Below are 25,284 nucleotides of genomic sequence, written 5' to 3'. Positions count from 1 at the left end.
GGCGGGCGCGGGCCCATGCAAAACAATGCCGCCGAAAGCCTGAAGCTGCCGGCGGCATTGTTGCCACTAAGCACCCGGTGCGCCTGGGGATGGCGCTGGCCGGGCAAAATCAAGCCGTGACCACGTCCGCCGGCTGATTGGTCAGCAGGGCCAGCAGGCGGGCGATTTCCTCGCGCAGCTGGCGGCGGTCCACGACCATGTCGATGGCGCCCTTCTGCAGCAGGAACTCGGCGCGCTGGAAGCCTTCCGGCAGCTTTTCGCGCACGGTCTGTTCGATCACGCGCGGACCGGCAAAGCCGATCAGCGCCTTGGGCTCGGCGATGACCACGTCACCCATGAAGGCGAAGCTAGCCGACACGCCGCCCATGGTCGGGTCGGTCAGCACGCTGATGAACGGCAGGCCGGCCGCCGACAGGCGGGTCAACATGGCGTTGGTCTTGGCCATCTGCATCAGCGACAGCAGGCTTTCCTGCATCCGCGCGCCGCCCGAGGCAGCCACGCAGATGAAGGGCGTCTTGTTGTCCAGCGCGGCCTGCGCGCCGCGCGCGAAGCGCTCGCCCACCACCGAACCCATGGAACCGCCCATGAATTCGAACTCGAAGCAGGCCAGGGTCGCGGACACGCCGCGGATCGAGCCGCTCATGACCACCAGGGCGTCGGTCTCGCCGGTCTGCTTGACCGCTTCCTGCAGGCGCTCGGGATACTTGCGCGTGTCCTTGAACTTCAGCGTGTCGACCGAACGCGTGGTCTGGCCGATCTCGACGCGGCCCTCGACATCCAGCAGCGAATCGATGCGGGCGCGGGCCCCGATGCGCATGTGGTGGTCGCACTTGGGGCAAACGTGCAGGTTGGCTGCCAGGTCTTCGCTGTACAGCACCGATTCGCACGACGGGCATTTCACCCACAGGCCTTCGGGCACGCGGCGGGGGCCGCTTTCGCTGGTTTTGTTGATGCGAGGAGGCAGGAGTTTTTCGATCCAGCTCATTGATTATTCATCCCGTATGAGGTCACGCCCGCCGCTCAGGCCGACGCGTTTGCTCGTTTTACTTGATCCAGCGCTTGCCGGATGGTGCGCAGCCAGCCGCTGGCGGCGGTGACTGCGGCGTCGGTTTTCTGGGCTGCGGGGGCATTCGCCGCCGCCTGCTCCATGGTTTCTATCAGTTTGCTGCCGATCACGACGGCGTCGGCCGCGCGCGCCACGCGCTGCGCGCTCTCGGCGTCGCGGATGCCGAAGCCCACGCCTACCGGAATGTCGCGCACGTGGCGGCGGATCACGGCCAGGCGTTCGGCAACGTCATCGGTATTGAGCGAGCCCGAACCCGTGACGCCCTTGAGCGACACGTAGTACACGTAACCCCGGGCGACCGCGGCGACGGCCTTGATGCGCGCTTCCGTGGAAGTGGGCGCCAACAGGAAGATCGGCGCAATGCCGTGCTCGCCCAGCGTGGCGGCGAACTCGACGACTTCTTCGGGCGGATAGTCCACCACCAGCACGCCGTCCACGCCAGCTTGCTCGGCGCGACGCGCGAACTCGGCCTGGCCCATGCGTTCGATGGGATTGGCGTAGCCCATCAGCACCACCGGGGTGGCGGCATCGCGCTGGCGGAACTCGGCCACCAGCTCCAGCACGCGGGCCAGGCCCACGCCCTGCGCGATGGCGCGGTCGGCGGCACGCTGGATCACCGGGCCATCGGCCATGGGATCGGAGAACGGCACGCCCAGCTCGATGACGTCGGCGCCGGCCTCGACCAGCGCATGCATCAGGGGAACGGTGGCGGCGGGCGAAGGATCGCCCGCGGCAATGTAGGGGATCAGCGCCGCGGCGCGGCCGGATTCGGCGGTACGCGCAAACGCGGCGGCAATGCGGTCGGTGCGAGTGGTCATGGACAGGGCCTCAGAGCTCGATGCCGGCCTGTTCGGCCACGGTATGCATGTCTTTGTCGCCACGGCCCGACAAATTGACCAGGATGACGGCGTCGCGCGGCAGCGTGGCCGCCATCTTCACGGCTTGCGCGATGGCGTGCGACGACTCCAGCGCGGGCATGATGCCTTCGATGCGGCAGCAATCATGGAAGGCCTTGAGGGCTTCCGCGTCGGTGATGCCGACGTACTCGGCGCGGCCCGAGTCCTTCAGCCAGGCGTGTTCCGGGCCCACGCCGGGATAGTCCAGGCCGGCGGAGACCGAATGCGTTTCCTGGACCTGGCCGTCGGCATCCTGCATGACGTAGGTGCGGTTGCCGTGCAGCACGCCCACCTGGCCCGCGGCCAGGGAAGCGGCGTGGCGGCCGCTGTCCATGCCCTCGCCCGCCGCCTCGACGCCGATCAGGCGCACGTTTTCGTAGGGAATATAGGGATGGAAGATGCCCATGGCATTGGAGCCGCCGCCCACCGCCGCCACGACGTAGTCGGGCTGGCGGCCGGCGGCCTCAGGCATTTGCGTCAGGCATTCGTTGCCGATGACGGTCTGGAAATCCCGCACCATGCGGGGATAGGGGTCGGGACCCGCCACCGTGCCGATGATGTAGAACGTGTTCTCGATGTTGGTGACCCAGTCGCGCATGGCTTCGTTCAGCGCGTCCTTCAGGGTGCGCGAACCGGAGGTCACGGGCACCACGGTCGCGCCCAGCAGCTTCATGCGGTAGACGTTCGAGGCCTGGCGGCGGACGTCCTCGCTGCCCATGTAGACCACGCATTCCATGCCGTAGCGCGCCGCCACCGTGGCGGTGGCCACGCCGTGCTGGCCGGCGCCGGTTTCGGCGATGACGCGGGGCTTGCCCATGCGCTTGGCCAGCAATGCCTGGCCGATGCAGTTATTGACCTTGTGGGCGCCGGTGTGGTTCAGGTCTTCGCGCTTGAACCAGATCTGGGCGCCACCCACCATTTCCGACCAGCGGCGGGCATGGTAGACCGGGCTGGGACGGCCCACGAAATGCTTGAGTTCATAGTTGAACTCTTCCTGGAAGGCGGGGTCGACACGGTAATGGTCATAAGCCGCGCGCAGCTCGTCGAGCGCGTGCATCAGCGTTTCCGCCACGAAAACACCGCCGTAAGGGCCGAAATGGCCCTGGGCATCCGGAAAGTCGTAAGGTTTCACCAAGCATCTCCCCCGGGTATCGCGGCGGCCACTGCCGGCCGCAAATCCGGTTTGCAACCCGTCATTTTACCTGACGCCGGGAGCGGCCGGGCGCAAGGCCGCGCGCCGCCCCGGGAACCGCCAGCCTGCCCTCAGAGCGACTGCCCCAGGCGGCGCAGGAAGGTGTCGCAGGCGGCCAGCTGGTCCAACGCGACGTACTCGTTGGGCTTGTGGGCCTGTTCGATGTGGCCGGGGCCGCAGACCACCGTGGGGATGCCGATGCCCTGGAACAGGCCGGCCTCGGTGCCGTAGGCGACCTTGCGGGTGGCGCGGTCTTCGGTCAGCGCGCGCACCAGCTGGGTGATGGCGGCCTCCTCGGAAGCTTCCAGGGCGGGAGCCGCGGCGCCGGTTTCGATTTCGATGCTGGCGCCGTCGAACTCGGCCTTCATGCGCGGCAGGAGCTCTTCGCGCACGTATTTTTCGACTTCTGCCTGGATCCCGTCGGGCTGCATGCCGGGCAGGTTGCGGAATTCGTAGGTGAATTCGCACAGCTCGGGGATGGTGTTGACCGCGATGCCGCCCCGGATCTGGTTGGTGGTCATCGTCGAGAACGGCACGTCGTAGAACTGGTCATAGGGGCCATTGGCCTTGAAGCTGTCGGCCAGGTCGCGGATGCGGCAGATCAGGCGGGCCGCGTACTCGATGGCGTTGCAGCCGCGCGGGGTCAGCGACGAGTGCGCCGCCTTGCCGTGCACCTTGCAGCGGAACAGGTTGATGCCCTTGTGCGCCACCACCACCTGCATGCCGGTGGGCTCGCCCACCACGCAGCCTTCGGGGCGAATGCCGCGCTCATGCAAGTCGGCCAGCATGTAGGGCGCGCCGGCGCAGCCGACTTCCTCGTCATACGAGAACGCCAGATGCATCGGCTTCTTGCGCGGCATGGCCAGGAATTCCGGCACCAGCGCCAACGAGCTGGCGATGAAGCCCTTCATGTCGCAGCTGCCGCGGCCGTAGAGCAGGCCGTCTTTTTCGACGAGCTTGAACGGATCCGTGCTCCAGTCCTGGCCGTCCACCGGCACCACGTCGGTGTGGCCCGACAGCACGATGCCGCCCTGCATGCCGCCGTCCTGCGCGGGCAAGGTGGCGAACAGGTTGGCCTTGGTGCGCTCCGGATTGTGCGCCAGCCATGCGTCGACGCCCTGGCCCTTGAGCCAATCCCGGACGGTTTCGATCAGGGCAAGATTGGAATTGCGGCTGGTGGTGTCAAAGCCAACCAGCGTTTCCAGCCAGGTGCGCGCGTTCATGTCACTACTCTCTTGGGGAAAAACAGGAGTGTAAGGCCAGCGCGCGTCCGCGTCTCCGAAGGGCCAGGATGCGCAAGCGCCTAGAATGTCGCCCGGTTAGGCAAACCCCAAGGAGAAACCGTGCAGCACAAAGCAGTTCCCACACGCAACATCGTGGCGGCAGTAATAGGCAATGCCCTCGAATGGTATGACTTCCTGGTGTTCGCGTTCATGACGCCGATCATTGCGAAGCTGTTCTTTCCCACCGACCCCAGCATTCCCGGTAGCGAGCTGAACGCCATCCTGATGACCACCGCCATCTTCGGCGTCGGCTTCTTCATGCGTCCGGTCGGCGGCATCATCCTCGGCCTGTACGGCGACAAGAAAGGCCGCAAGGCGGCCATGGTCATGGTGACCTCGTTGATGGCCGTGTCGATCGCGCTGATCACCGTGGCCCCCACCTATCACGCAGCCGGCATCCTGGCCCCGATCTTCATCCTGATCGCGCGCCTCCTGCAAGGCTTCTCCGCCGGCGGCGAATTCGGCACATCGACCGCGCTGCTGATCGAAATGGCGCCCAACGGCAAACGCGGTTTCTACGGCTCCTGGCAGATGGCCGGCCAGATGCTCGCGCTGCTGATCGGCGCGGCCTGCGGCACGCTCATCACCGAGTTCTTCACCCCGCAGCAGATCGCCGACTGGGCGTGGCGCCTGCCGTTCGCCTTCGGCCTGGTAATTGTCCCCATCGCCATCTATATCCGCCGTAACGTCGACGAAACCGACGCTTTCAAGCAGATGAAGGAAGAAGAACGCCAGGCTGCCGCGCGCGGTGAAGTCCAGCGCCTGAGCCTGGGCCAGATGCTGAAGACGCATACCCGCGAAACGCTGATCGGCGTGGGCCTGGTCGTGACCGCGACCGTGTCCATCTACATCACCTTCACGTACCTGGTGACCTACTCCACGCAGATCCTGAAGCTGCCGCTGAACCAGACCTTCCTGGTGCAGATGGCGGGCGCGGCGCTGATGGTGCTGCTGACGCCCTTCATGGGCGCCTGGTCCGACCGCATCGGCCGCCGCCCCCTGGTGATCGGCTCGCTCATCGGCTACCTGATCGTGCTGTATCCGCTGTACTACTGGCTGTCGGACGCCCCCTCCATCGGCCGCCTGCTGACTGTGCAGGTCGTGGTCTGCCTGTTCGTGTCGGCGTTCTTCGGCGTGTTCAGCACGGTGATGGCGGAACTGTTCCCGGCGCGCGTGCGGTCGGTGGGCCTGTCCCTGGCCTACAACGTGGCCGTGATGATCTTTGGCGGCTTCGCGCAGTTCATCGTGACCTGGCTGATCAAGACCACCGGCTCGCCGATGGCGCCCGCCTACTACGTGATGTTCGGCGTGGCGCTGGGCCTGATCGCCGCGTTCTACATGCGCGAGCGCGCGCACGAGCAATTGGACGACTGAGCACCGCGCCCGCCCGGACCGTACGCGGTCCGGGTTTCTAGCGGCGCGTCGCCGACGACACGCCCTGCACTTCAGCCAGGGCGTCCAGCGCGCGCGACAGGGATTCCCCGCCGCGCACTTCCACCGTGAACACCATATGGGCCAGCGACTGCTTGCTCTGCGTGTTCACGCCTACCACGTTCAGGCGCAGCCGCGCGAAGACTTCGGACAGGTCCCGCAGCAGGCCGGAACGGTCGTGCGCGCGCACACTGATGTCCACGGGGTAGAACGTGTCGGCAGTCTCGCCCCAGGCCACCTCGATGACGCGCTCGGGCTCGCGCGCCGCCAGCGCCAGATAGCTGTGGCAATCGCTGCGATGGATCGACACCCCGCGCCCGCGCGTGACAAAGCCCGCGATGGGGTCCGGCGGCGCCGGACGGCAGCAGCGCGCCAACTGCGTCAAGAGCGATCCCACCCCCACCACCAGCACGCCGCTCTTGCCGCTTTTCTCGGCGCTGCCGGCGCTGGCGTGGCGCAAGGCGGCCGGCTGCGGCTCGACGGCCGGCCCGGGCTGCTGGAACAGGGTATCGATCTGCCGCAGGCTGAACTCTTCCTTGGCCGCCGCCACGTACAGGTCGTCGGCGCGGGCGAACCCCAGGTTCTGCGCCAACTGCTCCAGGTTGACGGCGGTCTTGCCCAGGCGCTGCAATTCCTTTTCGACCAGCGCCTGGCCCTGGGTGATGCGCTGCTGCAGCTCGATGGCGTTGAACCACATGCGCACCTTGGCGCGGGCCCGCGGGCTGGCCAGAAAGCCCAGCTGCGGGTTGAGCCAGTCGCGCGACGGCCCGCCTGACTTGGCGGAGATGATCTCCACGGTCTGGCCGGTGGACAAATGGGTCTGCAACGGCACCATCTGCCCATCGACGCGCGCGCCGCGGCAACGGTGGCCCAGGTCGGTATGCAGGTGATAGGCGAAATCCACCGGCGTGGCGCCGGCGGGCAATTCGATCACGCGCGCCTGCGGCGTCAGCACGTAGATGCGCTCATCGGTATGGGGCGGCGCCGTCGCCGGGCCGCGCTGCTTGCCCGATGCCGGCTTGGCGGGCGCGGGCTGGGCGGGTTCGCCGCCGCCCTCGACATCGCTGTTCCAGGCCAGCAGCTGGCGCATCCACGCCAGTTGCCGGTCGTATTCGCTGGAGGCCGCCACCTGGCCGCCCTTGGCGCCCGCTTCCTTGTAGCGCCAGTGCGCAGCCATGCCGTACTCGGCGAACTGGTGCATTTCGCGCGTGCGGATCTGCACTTCGAACGGACGGCCGTCGTCGTCGGCCACCACCGTGTGCAGCGACCGGTAGCCGTTGGGCTTGGGCCGCGAAATGTAGTCGTCGAATTCTTCCGAGATCGGCGTCCACATTTCATGCACCATGCCCAGCGCCGTATAGCAGCCGCGCACGTCGTCCACGATGATGCGCAGCGCGCGCAGGTCGTACATCTGCGAAAAATCCAGCCGCTTCACCCGCATCTTGTTCCAGATGCTGTAGATGTGCTTGGGCCGGCCGCTGACCTCGGCTTCGACCCCCGCCTTGGCCAATCCGGTCTGCAGGCGCTGGATCGCGCCGGCGATGAAGGCCTCGCGCTCCACCCGCTTTTCTTCCAGCAGGCGGGCGATCTGCTTGTACTTTTCAGGTTCCAGGAAGCGGAACGCCAGGTCTTCCATTTCCCACTTGATCTGCCAGATCCCCAGGCGGTTCGCCAGCGGCGCATACAAGTCCAGGGTTTCCCGGGCGAAATCGGTGGAGCACGGCGCCTTGCTTTCGGCATGCCAGCGCAAGGTGCGCAGCCGCGACGCCAGCCGCATCAGCACGATGCGCAGGTCCGCCGCCATGGCCAGCAGCATCTTGCGCTGCATTTCTTTTTGCGAACCGCTTTCGGCCGCGGCGTCGCTCGCCTGCCGCGCCACCACACCCAGCCGCAGCAACGCGCGCGTGCCTTGCAGCAAGCGCGCGATCTCGGCGCCGAAGGCCGTCGCGACCGGATCGTTGCGCAGGGACGGCGCGGGCGCCATCAGGTCGGTCGGCAGTGCCGCTAGCAGCGCCGCGGCGCGGGTGGCGGCATCGGTATGCAAGGCCGCGAGGATGCGGACCACGCCCGCGCCGTGCCCGGCCAGGGGTTCTCCGGTCAGCGCCTGCTGTCCTTCGAAACGCGGCTCGGCCCAGGCCACCGCCCGGTCGATCAGCGCCATGCCGTCGGCGTCCAGGCCGACGCCTACCTCCTGCCGCCAGGAAGCGTCGAAAGGCGTAGGCGCGTCGGGAACAGGCGGGGCGGACATGACGGACGGCAGGCGGATGTAGTTTGATATCCCGACACTCTACACTAGGGTTTGTAGACACCAAAAGAAGCCGCTAGCCCCGGCATATGGAAGGAACCGAAGCTTATGTTGCGCTGGCTGAAGGGCCGGGGCGCCCGCCCCTCCGCTGTGGCAGAAATGCAGGCCCGCATCTCGCCGGAATTGTGGCAGCAGGTGCTGGATGCCCACCCGTTCCTGGCGGCATTGAACGCCGAAGAAGCGGCCCAGTTGCAGGCGCGTTCCGCCTGGCTTCTGGCCAGCAAGCACATCAATGGCGCGCAAGGCCTGGAGGTCTCGGATTTCATGCGCCTGAGCATCGCGGCCCAGGCCAGCCTGCCCATCCTCAACCTCGCGCCGGAGCTGTACGAAGGCTGGGACGAGATCATCGTGTACCCGGCCAGCTTCCGCATCCCGCGCTCCAGCCAGGACGACGACGGCGTGGTGCACGAATACATGGAAGACGCGGCGGGCGAAGCCTGGGAAGGCGGGCCGCTGGTGCTGTCCTGGGAAGACACGCAACTCTCCGATGGCGGCTTCAACGTGGTCATCCACGAGTTCGCCCACAAACTGGACCTGCGCTCGGGCTACGCCGACGGCATGCCCTCGCTGGCCGCGCACCCCGAACTCAAGCCCCAGGCCTGGCGCCGCATCCTGGACGACAGCCTGGACCGCTTCATCGCGGCGGTGGACGCGGTCGAGGCCGCCATCCCGCACGACGTGGATCCGGAAAGCGAGGCCGCCGACGCCTGGTACGGCCAGTTGCCCATGGACCCCTATGCCGCCACCGACGAAGCCGAATTCTTCGCGGTCAGCTCTGAGCACTTCTTCGTGGACCCCTACGCCATGCACGAAGCGCTGCCACAGTGGTATGGGCTGCTGCGAGCCTACTACCGGCAGGATCCCCTGGAACGCTACGCATGAAACAGCTGCTGATCGTGTGGCATTCGCGCACCGGCGCCGCACGGCAGATGGCCGAGGCCGCGGCGCGCGGCGCGCGCGCGGCCGCCACGCAACTGGAACAGGCGTCCGACCTGAACGTGGTCCTGCGGCGGGCCGCCGACACGCAGGCCAAAGAACTACTCGCCAGCCAGGCCTATCTGTTCTGCGCCCCCGAGAACCTGGCCTCGCTGAGCGGCGAGATGAAGGAATTCTTCGACCGCAACTACTACGCGGTGCTGGACCGGATACAAGGGCTGCCCTATGCCTGCGCCATCAGCGCGGGCAGCGACGGCGCGGGTGCGGCGCGGCAGGTCGAGCGCATCTGCACCGGCTGGCGGCTCAACGCCCTGGCGCCACCGCTCATCGTCAACATGGGTGCGCAGACGGCGCAGCAGATCCTGGCGCCCAAGACCGTGGCGAGCGCGGATATTGTGAAATGCGAGGAATTGGGCGGCCTGCTGGCCGCGACGCTGTTGCTCGGGCAGTAGCCGGCACAACGCGGGATGAAGAGACGGGTGGCGCACGCGCCTTCCCGTCCCCCCTGCACGCATCAGGCGCCCATGGCGCCCGACGCGGCAAGCGTCTTAGACGGCAGCCGTCACGACGATTTCGACCTTGTAGTCCGGATTGGCCAGGCGGGCTTCAACCGTGGCGCGCGGGGGCGAATTGCCGTCAGCGACCCAAGCGTCCCAGGCCTTGTTCATGCCATCGAATTCCTTCATGTTGGCCACGTAGATCTGGGCCATCAGGATCTTGGTCTTGTCGGTGCCGGCTTCGGCCAGCAGGCGGTCGATCGTGGCGAGCACCTGTTCGGTCTGGCCGGTGATGTCCAGCGTGGAATCGTCCGGCACCTGGCCGGCCAGGTACGCGACGCCGTTGTACACGGCCATGTCGGACAGGCGCTTGGCCACGTGGAAGCGCTTGATGCTGCTCATGAATAATCCCCTAGATTCGAGTGGGTTGGGTGGAACAATGCAGAAGAACCCGCAATTTACCCCGAGCCGCCCTCAGGCGGGAGGCAGCTGGAATACCTGGCGCAAATAGGCCAGGTAGGCCGGATCGTCGCACATGGTCTTTTCCGGCGCGTCGGACACCTTGGCCACCGGCTGGCCATTGCAGCGGACCATCTTCATGACGATCTGCAAGGGCTCGTGGCCCAGATCGTTGGTCAGATTGGTGCCGATGCCGAAAGATACCTTGCAGCGGCCGGAGAACTGGCGGGCCAGCTCGATGGCGCGCGGGAAGGTCAGCGAATCCGAAAACACCAGCGTCTTGGCGCGCGGATCCACGCGGTTCTTGCGGTAGTGCTCGAGCAGGCGCTCGCCCCAGACAAAGGGATCGCCCGAGTCGTGGCGCGCACCGTCGAACAGCTTGCAGAAATACATGTCGAAATCGCGCAGGAAAGCATCCATGCCGTAGACGTCCGACAGCGCGATGCCCAGGTCGCCACGGTACTCCTTGGCCCACACTTCCAGCGCGTACACCTGCGAATCGCGCAGCCGCGGGCCCAGCGCCTGGCAGGCCTGCAGGTACTCGTGGCCCATGGTGCCCAGCGGCAGGACCTCGTGCTGCCTGGCCAGCAGCACATTGCTGGTGCCGGCGAAGTGCTCGCCCATCTGCGCCTTCATGGTCGACACGATCTCCTCGTGCCACACCTTGGAGAAGCGGCGCCGCGTGCCGTATTCGGCCACGCGGAAATCGGCCAGCGCCGGATCGTCCAGCACTAGGTGCATCTTGGACTGCAAGCGCTTGCGGCCCTCTTCCCAGTCGGGGTTCTTGCGCGTATTGCGGAAATAGACCTCGTTGACGATGGCCAGCACCGGGATCTCGAACAAAATCGTGTGCAGCCAGGGGCCCTTGACCTCGATACTGATTTCGCCCGGCCCCTCGCCCACGCCGATGTGGATGCAGCGCTCCGGCAGGTGGAACAGTTCCAGGAAATCGATGAAGTCGCTTTTGATAAAGCGCAAGCCGCCCAGATATTTAAGTTCATCCTCGGTGAAGCGCAGCTGGCACAGCAGGCGTACTTCTTCGCGGATTTCATCCAGGTAGGGACGCAGGTCGACCCCGGGCGTGCGGCATTTGTAACGGTACTCGACCTGGGCAGCGGGAAACTGATGCAGAACCACCTGCATCATGCTGAATTTATACAGATCGGTGTCGAGCAGCGAAGTGATTATCATGATGGCGCGTTTCGTTTCGCGACACCATAGCATAGAGCCCCCCGCGTTAAGGGCGAAGGGCCACTATGTCAATACGGGTATTGCCGGCACATCGGCGCGGCATTGGGTAAAATCCGCCCAACAAGACACAAAAGCCGCCGCTCCCGGAGTTCCTGAATGACCCACGTTGTCACCGAAAACTGTATTAAGTGCAAGTACACCGACTGCGTAGACGTGTGCCCGGTGGACTGTTTTCGTGAGGGTCCGAACTTCCTCGTGATCGACCCTGACGAATGCATCGACTGCGCCGTCTGCATCCCGGAATGCCCGGCCAATGCCATCTACGCCGAAGAAGACGTGCCGCAGGACCAACTGAATTTCATCGCCCTGAATGCCGAACTCTCGCCCGAGTTCGCCAGCATCAGCCGCGCCAAGAAGCCCCTGCCCGACGCCGACGAATGGAACGGCAAGCAGGACAAGCTGCAATACCTGGAAAAATAATCCGCGAACGCCGGCCCCAGCCTGGCGGCCGGCCTCGCGCGATGTGCCGATGACCGACGACTCCAAATACACGCGCCAGACCGTAACCCACGTCCAAACCTGGGTGCCCGACAAGCTGTTCTCCGTGCGTGTGACGCGCGACGACGCGTATACGTTCCAGCCCGGCCAGTTCGCCCGGGTCGGTCTGCCGGAGGCCGGCGCTGCCGACGACACGCCCACACTGTGGCGCGCCTATTCCATGGTGTCGGCGCCGCACGAACCCTGGCTGGAGTTCTATTCCATCGTGGTCCCCGAAGGCCTGTTCAGCCCGCGCATGGCGCGGCTGCAGCCGGGCGATTCCCTGTATGTGGAAAAGGCTCCCTACGGCTTCCTGACCCTGGAGCGCTTCGCGCCGGGCGGCGATCTCTGGCTGCTGGCCTCGGGCACCGGCCTGTCGGCCTACCTGTCGATCCTGCGCGACCCCGCCGTCTGGCGCGCCTACCGCCGCATCATCCTGGTGCACGGCGTGCGCACCGCCGCGGAGCTCGCCTACCGCGGCGAAATCGAATCCTGGCGCAATCAGCCCGAACTGGCCGAGGCTTTTGCCGCGGATCCGCAGAAGCTCGTCTACCTGCCCATCGCCACCCGCGAGGCCCTGCCCGGCATGCCGCAGGAACGCCTGACCACCTTGATCGCCGATGGTCGCCTGGAGCAGTTGGCGGGCCAGCCGCTGGATCCCGCGGTGGCCAAGATCATGCTTTGCGGCAACCCCGACATGCTGGCCGACGCCCGCAAGCTACTGGGCGAACGCGGTTTCAAGCCGGGACGCCGTGGCATCCCCGGCAATCTGGCGGTCGAAAACTACTGGTAGTTCTCTCCGTCCGACTTAGTGCATAAATCCTCCCTTTGATATGACAGCAGGGTGTAAAAAGCGCCCTAAACTGGTGCTCAATGGGTATTGGGTCGCTTTTTAGCAACAGATTTGCTTTTTTTGTCGGCGTTTCTTAAGGCTGTTTAGAAATATCGTTAGTCCCCAGAGCAATAATCGGGACACACGCACGACCCAGAAGGACTTTCCTCAAATGCTGTATCAATTGCACGAAATGCAGCGCGCCTTCCTGACTCCGTTCGCAGCATTCACGGACGCCGGTTCCCAGCTGTTTTCCAGCCCCTACAGCCCTCTCGCCTATACCCCGATTTCCCGCCAGATGGCGGCCGGGTATGAGCTGATGACCCGCATCGGCAAGGAATACCAGAAGCCTGCCTGGAATTTGCCCACCACCGAGATCAAGGGCAAGTCCGTCCGCGTCATCGAAGGCGTGGCGATGGACAAGCCCTTCTGCCGCCTGCTGCACTTCCAGCGCGACGTCCGCCACGCCGGCCACGGCGATCCCAAGGTCCTGCTGGTCGCGCCGCTGTCGGGCCACCACGCCACGCTGCTGCGCGATACCGTGCGCGCCCTGCTGCCCGCGCACGACGTCTACGTCACCGACTGGGTCGACGCCCGCATGGTGCCGCTGTCGGCCGGTCCGTTCCATCTGAACGACTATGTGCGCTACGTGCAGGACTTCATCCGCCACCTGGGCCCAGACGTGCACGTGATTTCCGTGTGCCAGCCCACGGTGCCGGTGCTGGCCGCCGTCTCGCTGATGGCCTCTGCCAACGATCCCTGCCAGCCGCGCAGCATGGTGATGATGGGCGGTCCCATCGACCCGCGCCAGTCGCCCACGCAGGTGAACCGCCTGGCCACGACCAAGCCCTACAGCTGGTTCGAGAACCAGGTCATCCATCCGGTGCCGCCGCGCTATCCGGGCGCGGGCCGCAAGGTCTACCCGGGCTTCCTGCAGCACGCGGGGTTCATGGCCATGAACCCCGACCGCCACATGAAGTCGCATTACGACTTCTACCTGGACCTGCTGCGCGGCGACGACAGCGACGCCGAAGCGCACCGCCGCTTCTACGACGAATACAACGCCGTGCTGGACATGCCAGCCGAGTTCTACCTGGACACGATCCGCATGGTGTTCCAGGAATTCCAGCTGCCCAACGGCACCTGGGAAGTGGACGGCAAGCTGGTGCGCCCGGCGGACATCAAGAAGGTCGCCCTTCTGACCATCGAAGGCGAACTGGACGACATCTCGGGCCAGGGCCAGACCCGCGCCGCCATCAAGCTGTGCAAGAACATCCCGGCCGAGCGCAAGACGCACTACACGGCGCCCAACTGCGGCCACTACGGCATTTTCTCGGGCCGCCGCTGGCGCGAAATGATCTGTCCTAAAATTGCCGAATTCATCCGGCAATCTGCGTAGGATGGGTGTAGCGCGAGCCAAGCCGGACTAAGGCCCGGACCTCCGACGCGCGCAACCCATCAAACAGCGGTGGCTAGAAATATCACTGCTGTTTGATGGGTTGCGCGCGATCTGCATTGGGATCCCTGGCTTCCGTCTTTCGCGCCCCCGTCCCACGATTTCTTCTTCACATCCATGTCCTGTCGCTCACTAGCCGACCGCATCGATGCCTTGCTGCCCCAGACGCAATGCACCAAGTGCGGATATGACGGCTGCCGGCCCTATGCCGACGCCATCGCGGACGGCTCCGCCCCGATCAACCGTTGCCCTCCGGGAGGCGATGAAGGCATCGCCGCGCTGGCGGCCCTGCTCGATACCCCCGTCCTGCCGCTGGACGCCAGCCGCGGCGAACCCGGTCCGCTGCTGGTCGCGCGCATCGACGAAGCGCACTGCATCGGCTGTACGCTGTGCATCCAGGCCTGTCCCGTGGATGCCATCGTGGGCGCCAACAAGCATATGCATACCGTGCTGGCCGACTGGTGCACCGGCTGCGACCTGTGCGTGGCGCCCTGTCCGGTCGATTGCATCCAGATGGTGCCGGCAGGCCGCGCCTGGGGTTCGCACGATGCCGCCATCAGCCGCCAACGCCACCGCAGCCATCTGGCGCGCACCGAACGACTGGCCGCCGACAACGCGCGCCTGATGGCGCCCGAGCCCACCGCCGTGCCCAGCACGCCTGCTCCCGCCGCCGACGAAGCGCGCAACGAGGACCGCAAGCGCTCCGCCATTGAATCCGCGCTGGCCCGCGCACGGGCCCGCCGCAACCCCACGCAATCATGAACGCAGCCAAACGCCGAGAGATCTTCGCCCGCCTGCAGGCCGCCAATCCGCACCCGACCACCGAGCTCGAGTACGACACGCCGTTCCAGTTGCTGATCGCGGTGCTGCTGTCGGCGCAGGCGACCGACAAATCGGTCAACATCGCCACGCGCAAGTTCTTCCCTGCTTACGGCACGCCGCAGGCCCTGCTGGCGCTGGGCGAAGAAGGCCTGGCGGATTACATCAAGACCATCGGCCTGTACCGCACCAAGGCGAAGAACACCATCGCCACCTGCAAGATCCTGATCGAGCAGCACGGCGGCGAAGTGCCGCAGACGCGCGAGGCGCTCGAAGCCCTGCCCGGCGTGGGGCGCAAGACCGCCAACGTGGTGCTCAACACGGCCTTCGGGCAACCGACGATGGCGGTGGACACGCACATCTTCCGCGTATCGAACCGTACCGGCATCGCGCCCGGCAAGAACGTGCTGGAGGTCGAACAGAAGCTCGAGAAGTTCGTGCCGCGCGAATACATGCAGGATGCGCATCACTGGCTGATCCTGCTGGGCCGCTACGTCTGCGTCGCGCGCAAGCCCAAATGCCCTCAATGCGGTATTTCCGATCTCTGCGAATTCAAGCAGAAGACGCCCGCCTGACGGCGCATAAGCTTATGCGCCGACACGGCATTCGGCGCACGCAAATCGGGTTTTCCCTCGCTCTCAAATCCATCAGGCGTTGATGACGATCAACGCATATTTGCTGCATTGCATTTCCATTACGGAAAGGCTCTCTTCCCTTGTGGCGCAAGCATTGTCGGCCTGCCGACAATTGCCCTTGCCGCACTGCAAAACCTATGACAAACCCTCATGGAATTTTGATAAATAGGTGCGCATACTCGCCGGCAACTCATAAGAAAACTGCGATTTCCTCGACAGTTTTCCAGCCCCTGCGGGGACCTGGCGCAACGACGGCAGGTGAGACCGAAATAAATACAACGCCGGTGCAGCGAACATGGACGACACGATCCTGGAGACAAAAGGCCTCACCAAGGAATTCCGCGGATTCGTCGCGGTCAATGGGGTCGATTTGCGTATCAAGCGGGGCGAGATTCATGCCTTGATCGGGCCTAACGGCGCGGGCAAGACCACTTGCTTCAACCTGCTTACCAAGTTTCTTTCTCCCACGTCGGGAACCATCAAGTTCAACGGAATCGACATTACCGGCGAGCGGCCCGCGCAGATCGCGCGGCGCGGCGTGATCCGTTCATTCCAGATCTCGGCGGTGTTCCCGCACCTGACCGTGCTGGAGAACGTGCGCATCGGCCTGCAGCGCAAGACCGGCCTGTCCTTTCACTTCTGGAAAAGCGACAAGCAGCTGTCGGTGCTGGACGCGCCGGCGCGCGACCTGCTGGAGCAGGTGGACCTGGGCGCCTTCGCCAACGAAACCACCGTCAACCTGCCCTATGGCCGCAAGCGCGCGCTGGAAATCGCCACCACGCTGGCGATGGAACCCGAGCTGATGCTGCTGGACGAACCCACGCAGGGCATGGGCCACGAGGACGTGGACCGCGTCACGCAACTGATCAAGCGCGTCAGCGCCGGGCGCACCATCCTCATGGTGGAGCACAACATGAATGTCGTGTCCTCCATCGCCAACACCATTACTGTGCTGGCGCGCGGCAGCGTGCTGGCCGAAGGATCGTACGCCGAAGTCTCCCGCCATCCGGCCGTGATGCAGGCTTACATGGGCACCACCGAGGGCGAACTTCAAGGAGCGCACGCATGAGCACCCCGGCACTCGAAATTTCGGGCCTGCAGGCCTGGTACGGGGAATCGCATATCCTGCACGGCGTGGATATGCGCGTTGGACAAGGCGAAGTGGTCACGCTGCTCGGACGCAACGGCGCCGGGCGCACCACCACCCTGCGGGCCATCCTGGGCCTGACGGGATCGCGCAAGGGTTCGGTACGGATCCACGGCACCGAAGCCATAGATCTGCCCACCTACAAGATCGCCCATCTGGGCGTGGGCTACTGCCCCGAGGAACGCGGCATCTTCGCCAGCCTGTCCTGCGAAGAGAACCTGCTGCTGCCTCCGGTCGTGGGCTCGCTGGGCGGCGGCATGTCGCTGGCCGAGATCTACGACATGTTCCCCAATCTGCAGGAGCGCCGGAATTCTCCCGGCACGCGCCTGTCTGGCGGCGAACAGCAGATGCTGGCCGTGGCGCGCATCCTGCGCACCGGCGCCAACCTGCTGCTGCTCGACGAAATCTCCGAAGGCCTCGCCCCTGTCATCGTGCAGGCGCTGGCGCGCATGATCACGGCGCTGAAGCAGCGCGGCTACACCATCGTCATGGTGGAGCAGAACTTCCGCTTCGCCGCGCCCTTGGCCGACCGCTTCTATGTCATGGAGCACGGCCAGATCGTCGAGCACTTCGAAGCCGCCGAACTTTCAGAAAAACAGGACACGCTCAACGAATTGCTGGGCGTCTAGAACCTGTGTCATCCGCCGGAAATCCGGCAACACTACACCGTAGGGAAGAGAGGAGTCATCCCATGAAGCTGCACACCATCACTGCTGCACTGGCCATGGCGGGCCTGGGATTTGCTGGGGCAACCGCCCACGCGCAAGGTATCTCCGACGATGTCATCCGCATCGGCTTCATCACTGACATGTCGGGCGTGTATTCCGACATCGACGGCAAGGCCGGTCTGGAAGCCGTGCGCATGGCAATCGAGGATGCCGGCGGTTCGATCAACGGCAAGAAGATCGAAGTCGTGTCGGCCGACCACCAGAACAAGGCCGACGTGGCCTCGGCGCGCGTGCGCGAATGGTTCGACGAGCAGAAGGTGGACGTCATCATCGCCGGCACCAACTCGTCGACCAGCCTGGCCATGGCCGGCGTGGCCGCCGCGAAGAAGAAGCCCTTCATGGCGATCGGCGCGGGCGCGTCGGACCTGACCAACGCCCAATGTTCGCCCTACACCGTGCACTACGCCTACGACACCGTGGCCCTGGCGCGCGGCACCGGTTCGGCCGTGGTGAAGGACGGCGGCAAGAGCTGGTTCTTCCTGACCGCTGACTATGCCTTCGGCCACGCGCTCGAGCGCGACACCATGGCCGTGGTCAAGGCCGCGGGCGGCGAGGTCAAGGGCCAGGTGCGGGCGCCGCTGGGCGCATCGGACTTCTCGTCCTTCCTGCTGCAGGCGCAATCGTCCAAGGCGCAGATCCTGGGCCTGGCCAACGCGGGCGGCGACACCATCAACTCGATCAAGGCCGCCAATGAATTCGGCGTGACCAAGACCATGAAGATGGCCGGCCTGCTGGTCTTCATCAACGACGTGCACGCGCTGGGCCTGCAAGCCACGCAAGGCATGTACCTGACCGACGGCTGGTACTGGGACCAATCCGACGCCTCGCGCGCCTGGTCCAAGAAGTTCGAAGCCAAGGTCGGCCGCAAGCCCTCCATGCTGCAGGCGGGCGACTACTCCGCCACGGCCTTCTACCTGAACGCCATCAAGGCCACCGGCTCGGACGACGGCGATGCCGTGATGAAGTGGATGAAGTCGAACAAGGTCAACGACTTCTTTGCGCAAGGCGGTTATGTGCGCGAAGACGGCCGCATGATCCACGACATGTACCTGATGCAGGTCAAGACCCCGGCCGAATCCAAGGCGCCGTGGGACTACTACAAGGTCGTGGCGACGCTGCCCGGCGACGAGGTCTACACCAAGTTGTCCGAGTCCACCTGCAAGCTGGTCAAGAAATAAACCAGCACACATGCCCCAGACGCGACCCGGCGCACCTACCCGCCGGGCCGCGTTCTGGCCGGGCCGCGTTTTGATTAGCTCGCTTCCATCCGTACGCGCAGGATTTTCATAAGATGACTGACATTTTCGGCATCCCCATACAGGCCTTGTTCGGCCAGCTATTGCTAGGCCTGGTCAACGGCTCCTTCTACGCCATGCTGTCGCTCGGGCTGGCCGTCATCTTCGGGCTGCTGAACGTCATCAACTTCGCCCACGGCGCGCTCTACATGCTGGGCGCGTTCGTCGCCTGGATGGGCCTGTCGTACTTCGGGTTGAACTACTGGGTCATGCTGATCCTGGCGCCGCTGATCGTCGGGTTGTTCGGCATCATCATAGAAAAACTGTTGCTGCGGCACCTGTACAAGCTCGACCACCTGTACGGGCTGCTGCTGACCTTCGGCTTGACGCTGCTCATCGAAGGCCTGTTCCGCAGCTTCTATGGCGTATCGGGCCAGCCCTACCCCACGCCCGACGCGCTGCGCGGCGCCACCAACCTGGGCTTCATGATCCTGCCGAACTACCGCGGCTGGGTCGTGGCGGCCTCCCTGGTGGTGTGCCTGGCCACCTGGTTCGTCATCGAACGCACCCGCCTGGGCGCCCTGCTGCGCGCCGGCACCGAAAACCCGCGCCTGGTCGAGGCCTTCGGCGTGAACGTGCCCCGCATGATCACCCTGACCTATGGCTTCGGCGTGGCGCTGGCGGGCTTTGCTGGCGTGCTGGCCGCGCCGGTGCTGCAGATTTCCCCCCTGATGGGTTCCAACCTCATCATCGTCGTGTTCGCCGTGGTCGTGATCGGTGGCATGGGGTCCATCATGGGCGCCATCGTGACCGGTCTGGGCCTGGGCGTGATCGAAGGACTGACCAAGGTGTTCTGGCCTGAGGCCTCCAGCACGGTCGTGTTCATCATCATGGCCATCGTTCTGTTGATCCGCCCGGCCGGGCTGTTCGGAAAAGAAAAATGAATCGTCAATTCCTGGGCTATGCGGTACTGGCCGTCGTGGTGGCCATTCTTCCCTTTGTCGGGGTCTATCCGATCTTCGCCATGAAGATCATGTGCTACGCGCTCTTCGCCTGCGCATTCAACCTGCTGCTGGGCTTTACCGGGCTGCTGTCGTTCGGGCACGCCGCCTTCCTGGGCAGCGCGGCCTACGCCACCGGCCACGCGCTCAAGGTCTGGGGCTTTCCCACCGAAATCGGCCTGCTGTTCGGCGTGGCCGTGGCGGCGCTGCTGGGCCTGGCGATGGGCGCCATCGCCATCCGCCGCAGCGGCATCTACTTCGCCATGATCACCCTGGCGCTGTCGCAGATGGTGTTCTTCTTCTTCCTGCAGGCGAAGTTCACCGGCGGCGAGGACGGCTTGCAAAGCGTGCCGCGCGGCAACCTGTTCGGGCTGATCGACCTGTCCAAGGACATCAACCTGTACTACGTGGTGATGGCCATCTTCGTCATCGGCTACTTCATCATCTGGCGCGCGGTGAACTCGCCCTTCGGGCAGGTGCTGCAAGCGCTGCGCGAGAACGAACCGCGCGCCATTTCGCTGGGCTATGACGTCGACCGCTTCAAGCTGCTGGCCTTCGTGCTGTCGGCCGCGCTGGCCGGCCTGGCGGGCGCCACCAAGACCCTGGTCTTCGTGTCGGCCACCCTGTCCGATGCCACCTGGCAGATGTCCGGCCTGGTCATCTTGATGACACTGATCGGCGGGCTGGGCACCTTGACCGGCCCCATCCTTGGCGCCTTCATCGTGGTGCTGCTGGAAAACAAGGTGGGCGACTTCGGCCAGATGATGGCCAACCTGACCGGCGTGGACTGGTTCCTGCGCCTGGGCGAATCCGTCACCATCGTGATCGGCCTGATCTTCGTGATCTGCGTGCTGGCCTTCCGCCGCGGCATCGTGGGCGAGGTCGGCGCCCTCATCAACCGCCGGCGCGCCGCCCGCGCCTGAAACGTCCACGGCTAGCCGCCGACACGGGGCCGCATGATGCGGCCCCGTTCTCATTGGGCGAGGCCGCAGCCCCCCGTACAATGAACGGCACCCGACCAAACAGGTGCCTGACCATGCGCAACCCGCATCCGCTCGCCCCCGTCCTTGGCGCCCTGGCGCTGGCCGCCGCGCTCATTCCCGCGGCTGTGCAAGCCGCCGATCCCGCCCCTCCCGTCTGCGAAATCGACCGGCCGGTCCGCTTCAGCGGCCTGAACTGGGAATCCAACCTGGTGCTGGCCGGCATCGAACGCTACGTGCTGGAACACGGCTACGGCTGCAAGACCAGCGTCGAGATCGGCGAGACCCTGCCCATGCTGGCCGCGCTGCAACGCGGCGACGTCGACGTCACCCCGGAAGTGTGGCCCGGCCAGATCGAGGGCGCCTGGAAGAAGGCCCTGGCCAGCGGCAAGGTGCTCGGCGTGGGCCACGTGTACGACGCCGGCGAAGGCTGGTACGTGCCGCGCTACACCGTCGAACGCCATCCCGGCCTGAAGTCCGCCGCCGACCTGGCGCGCTTCAAGGACGCGTTCGCGGACCCCGAGGAACCCGGCCGCGGCCGCATCTACGGTTGCCCGGCGGGCTGGGCCTGCGGCACCCTGAACGAAAACCTGTTGCGCGCCCTCAAGCTCGATAAGGATTTCGCGATGTTCGCCCCCGGCTCCGGCGCCGCGCAGAAGGCCGCCATCGTGTCCGCCTACAAGCGCAAGCGCGACATCGTCTTCTACTACTGGACGCCCACCTCGCTGGTCGGCGCGCTGGACCTGGTGAAGCTGGAACTGCCCGCCTTCGACCAGGCCGCCTACACCTGCATGACCGATCCCAAATGCGCGGATCCCGTACCCACCGAGTTCAAGCCCAACCCCGTGGTCACGGGCGTGAACGCCGCGTTCGCGAAACAGGCGCCGCAGATCGCCGAGTTCCTGGGCAAGCTGACGGTGCCCAGCGACGCCATCGACGCCACCCTGGGCTGGCTGGAAAACGAAGGCAAGGAACCCGAGGACGCCGCGCGCTATTTCCTCAAGCATTACGGCCCCGTCTGGCGGCAATGGATGCCGCCGCAGGCGGCCGACCGGGTGCAGGCGGCGCTGGCGCGCGAGTGACGGCCGGGACCCGGCCGCCGCCTCATGTATCCTGACGTTTCGGCGCGCCGATAGCGCCAGCCCAATTCAAGCGAAGGAAGACAACCATGGATGCCCTGTTCTGGCACAACGGTCACTGGACCACTGAAAACCCCAAACTGCTCGGCCCGGCCGACCACGCCTTCTGGATGGCCAGCATGGTGTTCGACGGCGCGCGCGCCTTCCGCGGCCTGACGCCGGACCTGGACCTGCACTGCCAGCGCGTGGTGCGCTCGGCCGAAAAAATGCTCATGAAGCCCCAGATCGGCTGGGAAGAAATCCAGAAGCTCTGCCTGCAGGCCGTGGCCAAGTTCCCGCAAGGCAGCGAGCTCTACATCAAGCCCATGTTCTATTGCGCCGACGGCTTCCTGCTGCCGGACGCCGACAAGACCCAGTTCGTGCTGCACGTGTTCAAGGTGCCGATGCCGGGCGACCAGGGCTTCTCCGCCTGCTTCTCCAGCTTTGCCCGTTCCTGGCCCAACATGGCGCCCACCGACGCCAAGGCGTCCTGCCTGTACCCGAACGGCCAGCGCGCCATCCGCGAAGCCGCTGAAAAGGGCTTCGACAACGCCATCATGCTGGACGGCGCGGGCAACATCGCCGAATTCGCCACCAGCAACCTGTGGATCGCCAAGAACGGCGTGGTATCCACGCCGGCCGACAACGGCACCTTCCTGAACGGCATCACGCGCCGCCGCGTGCTGGCCCTGCTACAGGCCGACGGCGTCGACGTCCAGGAACGCAGCCTGACCCGCGCCGACATCGAAAGCGCCGACGAAGTGTTCTCGTCCGGCAACTACGGCAAGGTGGTGCATGTGAACCGCGTGGAAAACCGCCAGCTGGAGTACGGCCCCATGGCCCGCCGCGCTCACAAGCTGTACATGGATTACGCGGAAAGCACCGGCGCGAAATAAGATCGCTGCCACATCAGCCTCTTCCACGCTGCCCGCCCCTGTGCGGGCAGCGTCGTTCTCAGGAATGCCTCATGCAGACCCGACGCGACTTTCTCCGCAGCAGCGCCTCCCTGGCCGGCACCGCCAGCGCCCTGGCCTTGCTGCCCGCCTCCATCCGCCGCGCGCTCGCGATTCCGGCAGCGCGGCGCACGGGCACGATCCGCGACGTCGAACACATCGTGATCTTCATGCAGGAGAACCGCTCGTTCGACCACTACTTCGGCGCGCTGGCCGGCGTGCGCGGGTTTGGCGACCGCTTCCCCATTCCGGTGCCGGACAGCCCGGATGCGCGCCATCGCAGCGTCTGGGCGCAATACAACGACAAACCCGATGAAGGCGCGCCGCGCACGGTGCTGCCGTTCCATCTGGATACGCGCGTAGCCTTCGAGACCATGCGCGTGGCCAGCACGCCGCACACCTGGTCCAATGCCCAGGACGCCTGGGACGCCGGCCGCATGGGCAATTGGCCGGCCGCCAAGAAGAACCATTCCATGGCGTACTTCACCGATGAGGACATGCCCTTCCAGTACGCCATGGCGCGCGCCTTCACGGTCTGCGATGCCTATCACTGCTCTTTCACCGGCGGCACCAACACCAACCGGCTGTTCGTCTGGACCGGCACCAACGACGGCCTGGGCCGCGGCAACGGCCCGGCCTTGGGCAATACCTACAACAAGCTCAAGGGCGGCGATCCGGCGCGCGCCTATACCTGGACGACCTATCCCGAACGCCTGGAGGCGGCGGGCGTCAGCTGGCGCATCTACCAGAACATGGCGGACAACTACTCCTTGAATCCCACCGCCGGGTTCAAGGCCTATCGCGACGCCTATCACGGCGCGCCGGGATCGGCCGCCGCGTTGAAGGACAAGGCGCTGACCACGCGCGACCTGGATCTGCTGCGCCAGGACGTGCTGGACGGCACGCTGCCGCAGGTCTCATGGATTTGCGCCACCAAGGCCGGCTCGGAGCATCCCAGCCCGTCCAGCCCGGCGCAAGGAGCCGACTACACGGCCCGGGTGCTGGACGCGCTGACGGCCAACCCCGAAGTCTGGAGCAAGACCGTCCTGCTGCTGATGTTCGACGAGAACGACGGCTTCTTCGATCACATGCCGCCGCCCGCGCCGCCCTCGCGCGATGCCTCGGGAGCACTGGCCGGGGCGTCCACCGTGGATACGCGCGGCGAGTATCACGAGATCGTCGCCGGCGCGGAGAAAGACGACACCGCGGCCCATCTGCACGGCGTCTACGGCCTGGGTCCGCGCGTGCCCATGTATGTGCTGTCGCCCTGGACCAAGGGCGGCTGGGTCAACTCCCAGGTGTTCGACCACACGTCCGTGCTGCGCTTCGTCGAGCAGCGCTTCGGCGTGGCCGAGCCCAATATCTCGCCCTGGCGCCGCGCCGTGTGCGGCGACCTGACCTCGATCTTCGATTTTTCCGCGCCGGACGGCGCGGGCCTGCCCAGCGGCTTTCCGGCCACGGCAGAACGCGCCGGTCTCGCATCGGCGCTGCCAGGCACGGTCACGCCGTCCGCGCCGTTGCAGCCGGGACTGGCGCGGCAGCAGGCCGGCACGCGCCCGTCGCGCCCCCTGCCCTATGCGCTGCAGGTCCACGCGCGCGCGGACGCTGAAAGCGTCACGCTACGTTTCGAGAACAGCGGCGCGGCGGGCGCGGTGCTGCACGTCTACGACCGCCTGCACCTGGAACGCGGCCCGCGCCGCTACACCGTGGAAGCCGGCAAGCAGCTGGAAGGCGCATGGCAGACCGCCGACGACGACGGCCGCTACGATCTGTGGGTGCTGGGCCCCAACGGTTTGCATCGCCATTGCACCGGCCGCGCCGGCCTGCCGCCGCTGGAGGTCCGGGCCGCTTACCAGGGGCCCGGCGCATCGCTGCAACTGACGCTGCACAACCCCGCCCCGCAGGCACGCTCGTTCCGGGTCGAGGCCAATGCCTACGGTTATCCCCAAGGGCGCGACACCACGCTCGCTCCTGGCCAGACGGTCATCCTGTCCTGGGACATGAGCCGCAGCGCCGGCTGGTACGACCTGACCGTGCGCGACAGCGGCGATCCGTCCTATACGCGCCGCTTGGCCGGACGCATCGAAACCGGCGCGCCCTCCACTTCCGACCCCGCGATGGGACAGGAGCTGATACTGCAATGGACACCCCTGGCATGAAACCACCCGCCCCCTATGAAGACGCCGTGACCTTCCAGTTCGGCGACTCGCCCGAGTTGGCCGACGAGTTGCTGGCGCTGGTGCTGGCCGGCACAAAGACCGCCACCTGCGGCGCGTTGCGCGACTTCAACGAACAGGAGCCCGTGCCCCAGGCCGGCCGCCGCGACGTGGTGCTGGACGGATCGGGCCGCCCGGCTTGCGTGATCGAGACCACCAGCGTATTGATCCAGCGCTTCGACCAAGTGGACGAAGCGTTCGCGCTGGCCGAAGGTGAAGGACCTTACGAGACCTGGCGCGATGCGCACATCGCCTATTTCGACCGCAATGGCGGCTATGCGCCCGACATGATGCTGGCGTGTGAACGCTTCAGGGTGGTCGAAGTCTTCGAGCGATAGAAAAGGCCGGACGCCTTACGGCGTCCGGCCTAT

At 65.7% G+C, this 25,284-nt stretch carries 24 protein-coding genes; 17 read left to right on the top strand and 7 right to left on the bottom strand.

Annotated features, from left to right (window positions below; genetic code table 11):
- Positions 1-109: 109 nt before the first annotated feature.
- The 4 genes from accD to argE form a co-directional block, all read right to left on the bottom strand.
- On the bottom strand, positions 110-985 hold the full coding sequence (gene accD / locus BRO63_RS06935; RefSeq protein ID WP_054450581.1) for an acetyl-CoA carboxylase, carboxyltransferase subunit beta: 876 nt from the start codon (positions 983-985) through the stop codon (positions 110-112).
- A 35-nt stretch (positions 986-1,020) separates the two neighbouring features.
- Positions 1,021-1,884 carry a tryptophan synthase subunit alpha gene (gene trpA, locus BRO63_RS06930; protein WP_088139030.1) on the bottom strand — a complete coding sequence of 288 codons (864 nt, stop codon included), beginning with the start codon at positions 1,882-1,884 and terminating at the stop codon, positions 1,021-1,023.
- A gap of 10 nt (positions 1,885-1,894) precedes the next feature.
- Positions 1,895-3,094, bottom strand: coding sequence for a tryptophan synthase subunit beta (trpB, locus tag BRO63_RS06925; RefSeq protein WP_088139190.1), 1,200 nt, complete (start codon positions 3,092-3,094; stop codon positions 1,895-1,897).
- A gap of 131 nt (positions 3,095-3,225) precedes the next feature.
- Positions 3,226-4,377 carry an acetylornithine deacetylase gene (argE, locus tag BRO63_RS06920; RefSeq protein WP_088139029.1) on the bottom strand — a complete coding sequence of 384 codons (1,152 nt, stop codon included), beginning with the start codon at positions 4,375-4,377 and terminating at the stop codon, positions 3,226-3,228.
- A gap of 120 nt (positions 4,378-4,497) precedes the next feature.
- Between argE and BRO63_RS06915 the strand changes: the two genes are divergently transcribed.
- Complete coding sequence (locus tag BRO63_RS06915) at positions 4,498-5,811, top strand: MFS transporter (RefSeq protein ID WP_088139028.1); 1,314 nt, start codon at positions 4,498-4,500, stop codon at positions 5,809-5,811.
- Positions 5,812-5,848: 37 nt separating this feature from the next.
- Here the strand turns inward: BRO63_RS06915 and BRO63_RS06910 are convergent, their stop codons facing one another.
- Positions 5,849-8,116, bottom strand: a complete 2,268-nt coding sequence (locus BRO63_RS06910) for a RelA/SpoT family protein (protein ID WP_088139027.1) — start codon at positions 8,114-8,116, stop codon at positions 5,849-5,851.
- A 105-nt stretch (positions 8,117-8,221) separates the two neighbouring features.
- Here BRO63_RS06910 and BRO63_RS06905 point away from each other — a divergent pair, with 105 nt between their 5' ends.
- Both BRO63_RS06905 and BRO63_RS06900 read left to right on the top strand, forming a co-directional pair.
- On the top strand, positions 8,222-9,055 hold the full coding sequence (locus BRO63_RS06905; protein ID WP_088139026.1) for a M90 family metallopeptidase: 834 nt from the start codon (positions 8,222-8,224) through the stop codon (positions 9,053-9,055).
- Positions 9,052-9,561: an NAD(P)H-dependent oxidoreductase gene (locus BRO63_RS06900; RefSeq protein ID WP_088139025.1), complete on the top strand. Its 510-nt coding sequence runs from the start codon at positions 9,052-9,054 to the stop codon at positions 9,559-9,561. Before BRO63_RS06905 ends, BRO63_RS06900 begins: the two co-directional genes overlap by 4 nt.
- A 96-nt stretch (positions 9,562-9,657) precedes the next feature.
- Here BRO63_RS06900 and BRO63_RS06895 read toward each other — a convergent pair whose 3' ends face one another.
- Positions 9,658-10,008, bottom strand: a complete 351-nt coding sequence (locus tag BRO63_RS06895; protein ID WP_042796825.1) for a RidA family protein — start codon at positions 10,006-10,008, stop codon at positions 9,658-9,660.
- A gap of 72 nt (positions 10,009-10,080) precedes the next feature.
- Positions 10,081-11,256, bottom strand: a complete 1,176-nt coding sequence (gene pncB / locus BRO63_RS06890; RefSeq protein WP_173143444.1) for a nicotinate phosphoribosyltransferase — start codon at positions 11,254-11,256, stop codon at positions 10,081-10,083.
- Positions 11,257-11,412: 156 nt separating this feature from the next.
- Between pncB and fdxA the strand changes: the two genes are divergently transcribed.
- The 14 genes from fdxA to BRO63_RS06820 all read left to right on the top strand — a co-directional run bounded on the left by fdxA (position 11,413) and on the right by BRO63_RS06820 (position 25,251).
- Positions 11,413-11,736 carry a ferredoxin FdxA gene (gene fdxA / locus BRO63_RS06885; protein WP_006389264.1) on the top strand — a complete coding sequence of 108 codons (324 nt, stop codon included), beginning with the start codon at positions 11,413-11,415 and terminating at the stop codon, positions 11,734-11,736.
- A 49-nt stretch (positions 11,737-11,785) separates the two neighbouring features.
- Positions 11,786-12,586 carry a ferredoxin--NADP reductase gene (locus BRO63_RS06880; RefSeq protein WP_088139023.1) on the top strand — a complete coding sequence of 267 codons (801 nt, stop codon included), beginning with the start codon at positions 11,786-11,788 and terminating at the stop codon, positions 12,584-12,586.
- A 211-nt stretch (positions 12,587-12,797) separates the two neighbouring features.
- A complete protein-coding gene (locus tag BRO63_RS06875; RefSeq protein ID WP_088139022.1) occupies positions 12,798-14,024 on the top strand; it encodes a polyhydroxyalkanoate depolymerase in 1,227 nt (408 codons plus the stop codon).
- A 174-nt stretch (positions 14,025-14,198) separates the two neighbouring features.
- Positions 14,199-14,843, top strand: a complete 645-nt coding sequence (gene rsxB, locus BRO63_RS06870; RefSeq protein ID WP_088139021.1) for an electron transport complex subunit RsxB — start codon at positions 14,199-14,201, stop codon at positions 14,841-14,843.
- Positions 14,840-15,475 (top strand): endonuclease III, encoded by a 636-nt coding sequence (gene nth / locus BRO63_RS06865; RefSeq protein ID WP_054450563.1) that lies wholly within the window; start codon positions 14,840-14,842, stop codon positions 15,473-15,475. Before rsxB ends, nth begins: the two co-directional genes overlap by 4 nt.
- 355 nt (positions 15,476-15,830) lie before the next feature.
- Entirely contained in the window at positions 15,831-16,604 is a 774-nt protein-coding gene (locus BRO63_RS06860; protein ID WP_088139020.1) for an ABC transporter ATP-binding protein, read from the top strand.
- Positions 16,601-17,311 carry an ABC transporter ATP-binding protein gene (locus BRO63_RS06855; protein ID WP_013392192.1) on the top strand — a complete coding sequence of 237 codons (711 nt, stop codon included), beginning with the start codon at positions 16,601-16,603 and terminating at the stop codon, positions 17,309-17,311. The genes BRO63_RS06860 and BRO63_RS06855 overlap by 4 nt, the downstream gene beginning before the upstream one ends.
- A gap of 62 nt (positions 17,312-17,373) precedes the next feature.
- A complete protein-coding gene (locus BRO63_RS06850; protein WP_088139019.1) occupies positions 17,374-18,588 on the top strand; it encodes an ABC transporter substrate-binding protein in 1,215 nt (404 codons plus the stop codon).
- A gap of 113 nt (positions 18,589-18,701) precedes the next feature.
- Positions 18,702-19,589: a branched-chain amino acid ABC transporter permease gene (locus BRO63_RS06845; protein ID WP_088139018.1), complete on the top strand. Its 888-nt coding sequence runs from the start codon at positions 18,702-18,704 to the stop codon at positions 19,587-19,589.
- Positions 19,586-20,569, top strand: coding sequence for a branched-chain amino acid ABC transporter permease (locus BRO63_RS06840; RefSeq protein WP_088139017.1), 984 nt, complete (start codon positions 19,586-19,588; stop codon positions 20,567-20,569). The genes BRO63_RS06845 and BRO63_RS06840 overlap by 4 nt, the downstream gene beginning before the upstream one ends.
- A gap of 113 nt (positions 20,570-20,682) precedes the next feature.
- Entirely contained in the window at positions 20,683-21,708 is a 1,026-nt protein-coding gene (locus BRO63_RS06835) for an ABC transporter substrate-binding protein (RefSeq protein ID WP_088139016.1), read from the top strand.
- A gap of 86 nt (positions 21,709-21,794) precedes the next feature.
- Positions 21,795-22,640: a branched-chain amino acid aminotransferase gene (locus BRO63_RS06830; RefSeq protein WP_088139015.1), complete on the top strand. Its 846-nt coding sequence runs from the start codon at positions 21,795-21,797 to the stop codon at positions 22,638-22,640.
- A gap of 71 nt (positions 22,641-22,711) precedes the next feature.
- A complete protein-coding gene (locus BRO63_RS06825) occupies positions 22,712-24,856 on the top strand; it encodes a phosphocholine-specific phospholipase C (RefSeq protein ID WP_088139014.1) in 2,145 nt (714 codons plus the stop codon).
- Positions 24,853-25,251 carry an ASCH domain-containing protein gene (locus BRO63_RS06820; RefSeq protein WP_088139013.1) on the top strand — a complete coding sequence of 133 codons (399 nt, stop codon included), beginning with the start codon at positions 24,853-24,855 and terminating at the stop codon, positions 25,249-25,251. Before BRO63_RS06825 ends, BRO63_RS06820 begins: the two co-directional genes overlap by 4 nt.
- Positions 25,252-25,284 lie beyond the last annotated feature (33 nt).

Origin of the sequence: Achromobacter xylosoxidans, from assembly GCF_002192695.1 — a bacterium.
Taxonomy (GTDB): Bacteria; Pseudomonadota; Gammaproteobacteria; order Burkholderiales; family Burkholderiaceae_B; genus Achromobacter; species Achromobacter xylosoxidans_C.
The sequence above is the reverse complement of the archived record's forward strand: the minus strand, read 5'-3'. Positions and strand labels throughout refer to the sequence as shown.

What these genes read in the sequence shown, in the direction of transcription:
- BRO63_RS06860 (WP_088139020.1), top strand. Translation starts at nt 15,831, where the DNA reads ATGGACGACACGATCCTGGAGACAAAAGGCCTCACCAAGGAATTCCGC.
- fdxA (WP_006389264.1), top strand. Translation starts at nt 11,413, where the DNA reads ATGACCCACGTTGTCACCGAAAACTGTATTAAGTGCAAGTACACCGAC.
- BRO63_RS06905 (WP_088139026.1), top strand. Translation starts at nt 8,222, where the DNA reads ATGTTGCGCTGGCTGAAGGGCCGGGGCGCCCGCCCCTCCGCTGTGGCA.
- BRO63_RS06895 (WP_042796825.1), bottom strand. Translation starts at nt 10,008, where the DNA reads ATGAGCAGCATCAAGCGCTTCCACGTGGCCAAGCGCCTGTCCGACATG.
- BRO63_RS06820 (WP_088139013.1), top strand. Translation starts at nt 24,853, where the DNA reads ATGAAACCACCCGCCCCCTATGAAGACGCCGTGACCTTCCAGTTCGGC.
- BRO63_RS06835 (WP_088139016.1), top strand. Translation starts at nt 20,683, where the DNA reads ATGCGCAACCCGCATCCGCTCGCCCCCGTCCTTGGCGCCCTGGCGCTG.
- BRO63_RS06850 (WP_088139019.1), top strand. Translation starts at nt 17,374, where the DNA reads ATGAAGCTGCACACCATCACTGCTGCACTGGCCATGGCGGGCCTGGGA.
- BRO63_RS06845 (WP_088139018.1), top strand. Translation starts at nt 18,702, where the DNA reads ATGACTGACATTTTCGGCATCCCCATACAGGCCTTGTTCGGCCAGCTA.
- nth (WP_054450563.1), top strand. Translation starts at nt 14,840, where the DNA reads ATGAACGCAGCCAAACGCCGAGAGATCTTCGCCCGCCTGCAGGCCGCC.
- rsxB (WP_088139021.1), top strand. Translation starts at nt 14,199, where the DNA reads ATGTCCTGTCGCTCACTAGCCGACCGCATCGATGCCTTGCTGCCCCAG.
- BRO63_RS06830 (WP_088139015.1), top strand. Translation starts at nt 21,795, where the DNA reads ATGGATGCCCTGTTCTGGCACAACGGTCACTGGACCACTGAAAACCCC.
- BRO63_RS06875 (WP_088139022.1), top strand. Translation starts at nt 12,798, where the DNA reads ATGCTGTATCAATTGCACGAAATGCAGCGCGCCTTCCTGACTCCGTTC.
- BRO63_RS06900 (WP_088139025.1), top strand. Translation starts at nt 9,052, where the DNA reads ATGAAACAGCTGCTGATCGTGTGGCATTCGCGCACCGGCGCCGCACGG.
- argE (WP_088139029.1), bottom strand. Translation starts at nt 4,377, where the DNA reads ATGAACGCGCGCACCTGGCTGGAAACGCTGGTTGGCTTTGACACCACC.
- BRO63_RS06855 (WP_013392192.1), top strand. Translation starts at nt 16,601, where the DNA reads ATGAGCACCCCGGCACTCGAAATTTCGGGCCTGCAGGCCTGGTACGGG.
- trpA (WP_088139030.1), bottom strand. Translation starts at nt 1,884, where the DNA reads ATGACCACTCGCACCGACCGCATTGCCGCCGCGTTTGCGCGTACCGCC.
- BRO63_RS06840 (WP_088139017.1), top strand. Translation starts at nt 19,586, where the DNA reads ATGAATCGTCAATTCCTGGGCTATGCGGTACTGGCCGTCGTGGTGGCC.
- BRO63_RS06880 (WP_088139023.1), top strand. Translation starts at nt 11,786, where the DNA reads ATGACCGACGACTCCAAATACACGCGCCAGACCGTAACCCACGTCCAA.
- accD (WP_054450581.1), bottom strand. Translation starts at nt 985, where the DNA reads ATGAGCTGGATCGAAAAACTCCTGCCTCCTCGCATCAACAAAACCAGC.
- pncB (WP_173143444.1), bottom strand. Translation starts at nt 11,256, where the DNA reads ATGATAATCACTTCGCTGCTCGACACCGATCTGTATAAATTCAGCATG.
- BRO63_RS06825 (WP_088139014.1), top strand. Translation starts at nt 22,712, where the DNA reads ATGCAGACCCGACGCGACTTTCTCCGCAGCAGCGCCTCCCTGGCCGGC.
- BRO63_RS06910 (WP_088139027.1), bottom strand. Translation starts at nt 8,116, where the DNA reads ATGTCCGCCCCGCCTGTTCCCGACGCGCCTACGCCTTTCGACGCTTCC.